This is a genomic window from Streptomyces odonnellii (assembly GCF_000981895.1).
GTDB lineage: Bacteria > Actinomycetota > Actinomycetes > Streptomycetales > Streptomycetaceae > Streptomyces > Streptomyces odonnellii.
The window spans coordinates 1-7,494 of sequence record NZ_LATD01000407.1 but is presented as its reverse complement, the minus strand read 5'-3'; the positions used below and the strand labels follow the sequence as shown (position 1 = coordinate 7,494).

Annotated in this window: 7 protein-coding genes; 6 read left to right on the top strand and 1 reads right to left on the bottom strand. The window is 71.6% G+C overall.

All coding sequences use genetic code 11. The features are described from left to right. Positions 1–195 precede the first annotated feature (195 nt). On the bottom strand, positions 196–1,992 hold the full coding sequence (locus tag WH07_RS31330; RefSeq protein WP_046507597.1) for an AMP-dependent synthetase/ligase: 1,797 nt from the start codon (positions 1,990–1,992) through the stop codon (positions 196–198). 240 nt (positions 1,993–2,232) lie between these two features. Between WH07_RS31330 and WH07_RS31325 the strand changes: the two genes are divergently transcribed. From WH07_RS31325 to WH07_RS31300, 6 genes are all read left to right on the top strand, one after another. Then, positions 2,233–3,000: a metallophosphoesterase family protein gene (locus tag WH07_RS31325; protein WP_046507594.1), complete on the top strand. Its 768-nt coding sequence runs from the start codon at positions 2,233–2,235 to the stop codon at positions 2,998–3,000. Between the two features lie 56 nt (positions 3,001–3,056). Beyond that, positions 3,057–3,506: an SRPBCC family protein gene (locus WH07_RS31320; RefSeq protein ID WP_046507592.1), complete on the top strand. Its 450-nt coding sequence runs from the start codon at positions 3,057–3,059 to the stop codon at positions 3,504–3,506. Positions 3,507–3,510: 4 nt separating this feature from the next. After that, positions 3,511–4,719 carry an ArsA family ATPase gene (locus tag WH07_RS31315; RefSeq protein WP_046507589.1) on the top strand — a complete coding sequence of 403 codons (1,209 nt, stop codon included), beginning with the start codon at positions 3,511–3,513 and terminating at the stop codon, positions 4,717–4,719. Between the two features lie 275 nt (positions 4,720–4,994). Beyond that, entirely contained in the window at positions 4,995–5,495 is a 501-nt protein-coding gene (locus tag WH07_RS31310; RefSeq protein ID WP_046507586.1) for a DUF5304 domain-containing protein, read from the top strand. 65 nt (positions 5,496–5,560) lie between these two features. Then, positions 5,561–6,502, top strand: a complete 942-nt coding sequence (locus WH07_RS31305) for an ROK family glucokinase (RefSeq protein WP_046507584.1) — start codon at positions 5,561–5,563, stop codon at positions 6,500–6,502. 177 nt (positions 6,503–6,679) lie between these two features. Then, positions 6,680–7,435 (top strand): endonuclease/exonuclease/phosphatase family protein, encoded by a 756-nt coding sequence (locus WH07_RS31300; RefSeq protein WP_046507581.1) that lies wholly within the window; start codon positions 6,680–6,682, stop codon positions 7,433–7,435. The last annotated feature ends 59 nt before the right edge of the window (positions 7,436–7,494 follow it).

Below are 7,494 nucleotides of genomic sequence, written 5' to 3'. Positions count from 1 at the left end.
GAGCGGGGGCGGGCCTGGGTGGAGGAGACCTGGCGCTGGGACGACCTGGCCTCGGGCCTGAGGGCACTGCTCTAGGAGGCGAGCCGGACCGGTGCCGCACCCGGTGCCGGGGCCCGGTTTCCGTCGGTGCCGCCCGGCAAATCAAGCCCGTCCGGCGATTGAGGACACGACGCGGCGCCGCGTCCGGCGCCCGCCTCAGCGCTGATAGATCGCTTCGATCTCGTCCGCGAAGTCCTTCGCCACCGCGTTCCGCTTCAGCTTCATCGACGGCGTGATGTGCCCCGCGTCCTCCGTGAACTGCGTCGTCAGGATGCGGAACTTCCGTACCGACTCCGCCTTCGACACCGCCGCGTTCCCCTCGTCCACCGCCCGCTGGATCTCCGCCAGCAGCTCCGGGTCCAGCCGGAGCGTGGCCGCCGTGGAGCCCGTCGGCTTGTTGTGGTCCTTCGCCCAGCGCGCCAGGAACTCCTCGTCCAGGGTGATCAGCGCGCCCACGAAGGGCCGGCCGTCGCCGACGACCATGCATTCGGAGATGAGGGCGTGCGCGCGGATACGGTCTTCGATGACGGCCGGGGCGACGTTCTTGCCGCCCGCGGTGACCAGGATCTCCTTCTTGCGGCCGGTGATCGTGAGGTAGCCGTCCTCGTCGAGCGTGCCGATGTCACCGGTGTGGAACCAGCCGTCGGCCAGCGCCTCGGCCGTGGCCGCCTCGTTGTTCCAGTAGCCCGTGAAGAGGTGCTCGCCGTGGAGGAGGACCTCGCCGTCGTCGGCGATACGGATCACCGAGCCCGGCAGGGGCTGGCCGACCGTGCCGATCTTCTGCCGGTCCCAGGGGTTGAAGGCGGTCGCCGCGCACGACTCGGTGAGCCCGTACCCCTCCAGGACCGTGAAGCCGATGCCCCGGAAGAAGTGGCCCAGCCGCTCGCCGAGCGGCGCGCCGCCGGAGATCGCGTACTCCCCGCGCCCGCCGAGCACCGCGCGTAGCTTCCCGTAAACAAGCCGGTCGAAGACCCAGTGCCGGACCCGCAGACCGAGGGACGGACCACGCGAAGTGGACAGCGCCTTGCTGTACGCGATCGCCGTCCGCGCCGCCCGGTCGAAGATCCGGCCCTTGCCGGCCGCCTGCGCGGTGGCGCGCGCCGAGTTGTAGACCTTCTCGAAGACCCGTGGCACGCCCAGGATCAGCGTCGGCCGGAACGAGGCCAGCTCCTCCGGCAGGTTCTTGATGTCGGGCACGCAGCCCAGCTTGATCGGCGCCATCACCGCCGCCACCTCGACCAGCCGCCCGAAGACATGCGCGGTCGGCAGGAACAGCAGCACCGAGCACTCGCCCGTACGGAACAGCGGCTTCAGCCGCTCCACCGCGTTGCCGCACTCCGCGAAGAAGCTGCGGTGCGTCAGCACACACCCCTTGGGGCGGCCGGTGGTGCCCGAGGTGTAGACGATCGTCGCCGGATCGTCGGCCTTGGCCGTCGCCGCCCGCTCGTCGACCACCGAGTCCGGCACGTCCGCGCCCGCCTCGGTCAGCTCCCGTACACCCTCCCTGTCGATCTCCCAGACGTCCCGCAGATCGGGCAGCGAGTGCCGGACCGAGTCCACCGCCGCGCCGTGCGCGTCGTTCTCCACGATCACCGCGACCGCGCCCGAGTCACCGAGGATCCACTGCACCTGCTCGGCCGAACTCGTCTCGTACACCGGTACGGTGACCGCGCCCGCGCTCCAGATCGCGAAGTCGAGCAGCACCCACTCGAAGCGGGTACGGGACATCAGCGCGACCCGGTCGCCGGGCCGGATGCCCGTCGCGATCAGGCCCTTGGCGACGGCCCGCACCTCGGCCAGGAACTGGGTGGCGGTGACATCGGTCCACTCGCCCGCCACCTTGCGGCCCAGGACCGCCACATCAGGATGCTGAGCGGCATTGCGGCGGATGAGATCCGTCAGATTGCCGTCCGCCGGGACCTCGTACAGAGCCGGAAGGCTGAACTCGCGCAAGACTGCTGCTCCTCATCGGGCGCCGACGCCACGTGGCGAGCACGACTGGACCGCCCGGACGTTACCCACCGGTACTGACTTGCGCATAGGGGGTCCCGGCCAGATGTTCCCTGCGTCACACGTAAAAAGACGGTACTGCGGCACAGTAGTCCACGCATCTGACACCACGGAAGGAACCGCAGGTCCGGCCCCCTCTATCGGGTGGGGGAAGGCCGTTCTAGGGTGATCGCCATGCCAGGTATGCGAGTCAATGTGATCAGTGATGTGCATGGGAACACCCAGGGTCTGCTGACCGCCGGCGAAGGTGCCGATGCCCTGATCTGCCTCGGTGACCTGGTGCTCTTCCTGGACTACGCGGACCATTCGCGCGGTATCTTCCCCGATCTCTTCGGGGTCGGGAACGCCGACCGGATCGTCGAGCTGCGTACCGCCCGCCGCTTCGACGAGGCCCGTGACCTGGGCAGGAAGCTGTGGGACGGGCTCGCTGTCGACCCCGCCGAGGCCATCGAGGGCGCGGTGCGCCGCCAGTACGCCGAGATGTTCGCCGCCTTCCCCAGCCCGACGTACGCCACCTACGGCAATGTCGACATACCGGCTCTCTGGCCCGAGTACGCGCAAGAGGGCACCACCGTCCTCGACGGGGAACGGGTCGAACTGGGCGGCCGCGTCTTCGGATTCGTCGGCGGCGGACTGCGCACCCCCATGCGCACCCCGTACGAGATCTCCGACGAGGAGTACGCGGCCAAGGTCGAGGCGCTCGGCGAGGTCGACGTCCTCTGCTCGCACATCCCGCCGGATGTGCCGGAGCTGACGTACGACATCGTCCCCCGCCGGTTCGAACGCGGCAGCCGTGCCCTGCTGGACGCCATCCGGCGCACCAGGCCGCGGTACGCCCTTTTCGGCCATGTCCACCAGCCGCTCGCCCGCCGGATGCGCGTCGGCTCCACGGAGTGTGTGAATGTCGGTCACTTCGCCGCGACAGGGCGCCCGTGGGCCCTGGAATGGTGACCCGCGCACTCGCGATAGCCTGCACACCGCGTATCCAGTACCGGAGGAGCACGGCGATGGCGGAACACACCAGTTCGAGCATCACGATCGAGGCGGCACCGGCCGATGTCATGGGCGTGATCGCCGACTTCACCCGCTATCCGGAGTGGACGGGCGAGGTGAAGGAGGCCGAGGTGCTGGCCACCGACGGGCACGGCCGTGCCCAGCAGGTCAGGCTCGTGCTGGACGCCGGAGCCATCAAGGACGACCACACCCTCGCCTACACCTGGACCGGCGGGAACGAGGTGAGCTGGACCCTGGTGAAGTCCCAGATGCTGCGCGCCCTCGACGGCTCGTACCACCTGGCGTCCCTCGGCGGCGGCGCCCGTACCGAAGTCACCTACCGGCTGACCGTCGACGTCAAGATCCCCATGCTCGGCATGATCAAGCGCAAGGCGGAGAAGGTCATCATCGACCGCGCGCTCGCGGGTCTCAAGAAGCGCGTCGAATCCGCCCCCGGAGCCTGATCCGGTGCGTACGGTCCTGGTCACCGGTCCCGGCGGGGCAGGCCGTACGACCATCGCCGCGGCGACCGCGCTGGCCGCCGCCCGGCGCGGCGGGCGCGTCCTGCTGCTCTCCGCCGACCCGCTCGACACCCTGCTCGGCATACCGGTGGGATCCCGGCCCACCGGCGCGGGCGACGGCCTGTGGGCGGCCCGTATCGACTCCGGCGAGCACTTCCGTGACGAACTGCTCGCCTTCCAGGAGAAGGCCGCCACCGCCCTCGATCTGCTCGGCGCCCGGCGGCTGGCCGGCGAGGAACTCACCGAACTGCCCGGCAGCGAGCAGTTTGCGCTCCTGCACGCGGTACGCCGGGCCGCCGCCGGCGACTTTGACGTCCTGGTCGTCGATCTCCCGCCACTGCGGGACGCGCTGGCCGTCCTGGCCCTGCCCGAGCAGCTCCGCCGCTATCTGCGCAGGCTGCTGCCCCGTGAACGGCAGGCCGCCCGCGCGCTGCGCCCGATGATGGCCCAGCTCGCCGGCGTACCGATGCCCGCGCAGTGGCTGTACGAGACGGCCGCGCGGCGGGACGCGGAGCTGGCCGCCGTCCAGGCGGTGATCCAAGACCCGGCGACGACCGTACGGCTGGTCGCGGAGCCGGGGCCGGCCGCGGCGGAGGCCCTGCGGGTCGCGCGCACCGGGCTCGCGCTGTACGGACTGCGGGCCGACGCCCTCGTACCGAACCGGATCCTGCCCGCGGAGGCGGCCGGACCCTGGCTCGCGACGCTGGTCGCGCAGCAGCGCAAGTGCCTGGACGAGTGGTACGAGGAGTGGGCGCCCGGGACGGCGCTGTGCCCGGTGGGGCACCTGGGCCGGGACCCGTACGGCCCGGACGATCTCACCCGTCTCGGCGAGGGCGCCGGGGCCTTCGAGGGCCTTGCGGATCTGGCGACCGGGCTCGACGGACCGGGCGAGGGCGCCGCTGAATGGCCCGTCGAGGACCGGCTCGCCGAGGACGGTCTGCTCGTCTGGTGCGTACCCCTGCCAGGAGCGGTCAAGAGCGAGCTGTCCTTGATCCGCCGCGACGATGAACTTCTGCTCACCGTCGGACCGTTCCGTCGTATCGTGCCCCTCCCGTCCGCGCTGCGCCGCTGCACGGTGACGGGCGCGGCCCTGACGGACGGCGTGCTCCGGGTGAGATTCTCCCCGGACCCGGCCCTGTGGCCCCGTACGCCCTGAACGTCCCCCGGGGGAACAAGTCCTGTCTCCCCCCTGCTTCGCGACGCCCGGCACGCGCATCTGCTGCGTTGTCGGGATCGTCCGAGTACGCCCGGGCCATCGACAACGCCGACCCTCCGCCTTGCATCTGCACGCACCGAACGCCGCGAAGCCCGCCCTGCGGGCGAACGGCGGGAGACAGCACTTGCTCCCCCGGGCGTTCGGGTACCGTCGAAGGTACGAATCCCTTCCGCTGCCCACGGCGGAAGGCCTCTGCCCCTGACGCAGGAGTCTCCATGAGCGATGCCACCGAGCGCCCCGCCACCGACTCGGACGCCTGGGCCGCGGCATGCGCCGAGGATCTGGAGGCGGAGCGGGCGCGCCGCCGCGCGGAATACGGACCGCCGCCCGTCTCCGCCGCCGAGGAGCTGCGCAAGCTGGTCGACGCCGTCGCCGACCGGGTCTCCGCGCTGCCGGGCCCCCTCTTCGGCGTCGCCGCGCAGGGCGCCGTACAGCAGTTCATCAACCAGGCCAAGGCCGTCGTGGAGCCGGTCATCGAGCGGAACCCGGGTGTCTTCGGCCATCTCGCCGCCGCGGGCAACGAACTCCTCGCCGCCTACCGGTCCGCGGTCGAGACCGAGGAGGGCCGCTGGACCCGGGACTCCTCCTCGGCGCCGTCCTCCGGAGCGCCCTCGCCGCTCGGCAAGGACGCCCCGTACGACACGAAGAAGTCCGACGACCCCACGGACCCCAGGGACGAAGGACCTGGTCCGAGCGGCCACATCGACCTGGACTGACTGCCCGGAGCCCGCCCTCGGGTACGGTTGACCACAGCGGGGCTCGACCGAAAACTGAGGGACACATGGGACTCACCATCGGCGTCGACATCGGCGGCACGAAGATCGCGGCGGGCGTGGTCGACGAAGAGGGCACCATCCTGGAGACGCACAAGGTGCCCACGCCGCCGACCGCCGAAGGCATCGTGGACGCGATCTGCGCCGCCGTCTCGGGTGCCGGGCGGGGACATCAGATCGAGGCGGTCGGCATCGGGGCCGCCGGGTACGTCGACGACAAGCGCGCCACCGTCCTGTTCGCGCCCAACATCAACTGGCGCCACGAACCGCTCAAGGACAAGGTCGAGCAGCGGGTCGGGCTGCCGGTCGTCGTGGAGAACGACGCCAACGCGGCGGCCTGGGGCGAGTACCGGTTCGGGGCCGGGCAGGGCCACGACGACGTCATCTGCATCACACTCGGCACGGGGCTCGGCGGCGGCATCATCATCGGCAACAAGCTGCGGCGCGGACGCTTCGGTGTGGCCGCGGAGTTCGGGCACATCCGGGTGGTGCCGGACGGTCTGCTGTGCGGCTGCGGAAGCCAGGGCTGCTGGGAGCAGTACGCGTCGGGGCGCGCCCTCGTCCGGTACGCCAGGCAGCGTGCCAACGCGACGCCGGAGAACGCGCAGATCCTGCTCGGCCTCGGCAACGGCACCCCGGACGGCATCGAGGGCCGGCACATCAGCGCCGCCGCCCGTGCCGGTGACCCGGTGGCCATCGACTCCTTCCGGGAGCTGGCCCGTTGGGCGGGCGCCGGGCTCGCCGATCTGGCCTCGCTCTTCGACCCTTCGGCGTTCATCGTCGGCGGCGGTGTCTCGGACGAGGGCGAACTGGTCCTCGACCCGATCCGCAAGTCCTTCAGGCGCTGGCTGATCGGCGGCGAGTGGCGCCCGCACGCGCAGGTCCTGGCGGCCCAACTGGGTGGCGAGGCGGGCCTGGTGGGCGCCGCGGACCTGGCCCGCCAGGGCTGACCTGCCGCATCCGCCGTGCGCCGGGCCGGCCGGTCGCGCTCTGTCCTCGATCGCCGGACGGGTCGGCTGCGCTGTGTCCTCGATCGCCGGACGGGCTCATCGGCCTGTCCGGCGGTTGAGGACGGACCGGCGGCCGGGCGGATCCGGTGAACCGGCGCGGTCACGTATCTTGAGGGGATGGCGATGCCCCCGTTGCCCGACTCCCTTACCGAGCCGGATGGTTCGGCTGTGATCCGGGTGCTCAGTTACAACATCCGCTCCATGCGCGACGACCGCGAGGCGCTGGCCCGGGTCATCCGGGCCTGCGCGCCCGATCTGGTCTTCATCCAGGAAGCGCCCCGGTTCTTCCGCTGGCGCAAACAGGCCGCCTGGCTGGCCGCGCGGACCGATCTCGTCGTCCTCAGCGGCGGCGCCACCGCCTCCGGGCCGCTGCTGCTCTGTTCGCTGCGCGCCACCGTCGAGCGGACCGAGGACATCCTGCTGCCGCTCACCCCGGGTCTGCACCGGCGCGGCTTCGCCACCGCGGTGGTACGCATCGGGCGGGCCCGGCTCGGCGTGCTGAGCTGCCATCTCAGCCTGCGGGCCGACGAGCGGTACGCACAGGCCGAGACGCTGCTCGACCGCCTCAAGGCCATGGACGTACCGCACGCGATCGCGGCCGGAGACCTCAACGACCGCCCCGACGGCCGGAGTTTCCGGCTGCTGGCCGGGGAACTCCAGGACTGCTGGACGGCGAAGCCCTGGGGCGACGAATACACGTCGACCCCGGACCACCCCCACCAGCGCATCGACGCGGTCTTCGCCACCGGGGGTGTCGAGGTCCTGGGCTGCGGGGTGCCCCGGGGGCTGCCGGGAGTCACCGAGGCCGATCTGAGGGCGGCGACGGACCACCTTCCGGTGCTGGCCGCCCTCCGCGTACCGGCATCGTCCTAGACCTGTCCGGCTGAGCCCTGTCCGGCCTGGGCCCTGTCGCCGAACCGCCTGCCCCCGTC

What these genes read in the sequence shown, in the direction of transcription:
- WH07_RS31300 (WP_046507581.1), top strand. Translation starts at nt 6,680, where the DNA reads ATGGCGATGCCCCCGTTGCCCGACTCCCTTACCGAGCCGGATGGTTCG.
- WH07_RS31320 (WP_046507592.1), top strand. Translation starts at nt 3,057, where the DNA reads ATGGCGGAACACACCAGTTCGAGCATCACGATCGAGGCGGCACCGGCC.
- WH07_RS31325 (WP_046507594.1), top strand. Translation starts at nt 2,233, where the DNA reads ATGCGAGTCAATGTGATCAGTGATGTGCATGGGAACACCCAGGGTCTG.
- WH07_RS31305 (WP_046507584.1), top strand. Translation starts at nt 5,561, where the DNA reads ATGGGACTCACCATCGGCGTCGACATCGGCGGCACGAAGATCGCGGCG.
- WH07_RS31310 (WP_046507586.1), top strand. Translation starts at nt 4,995, where the DNA reads ATGAGCGATGCCACCGAGCGCCCCGCCACCGACTCGGACGCCTGGGCC.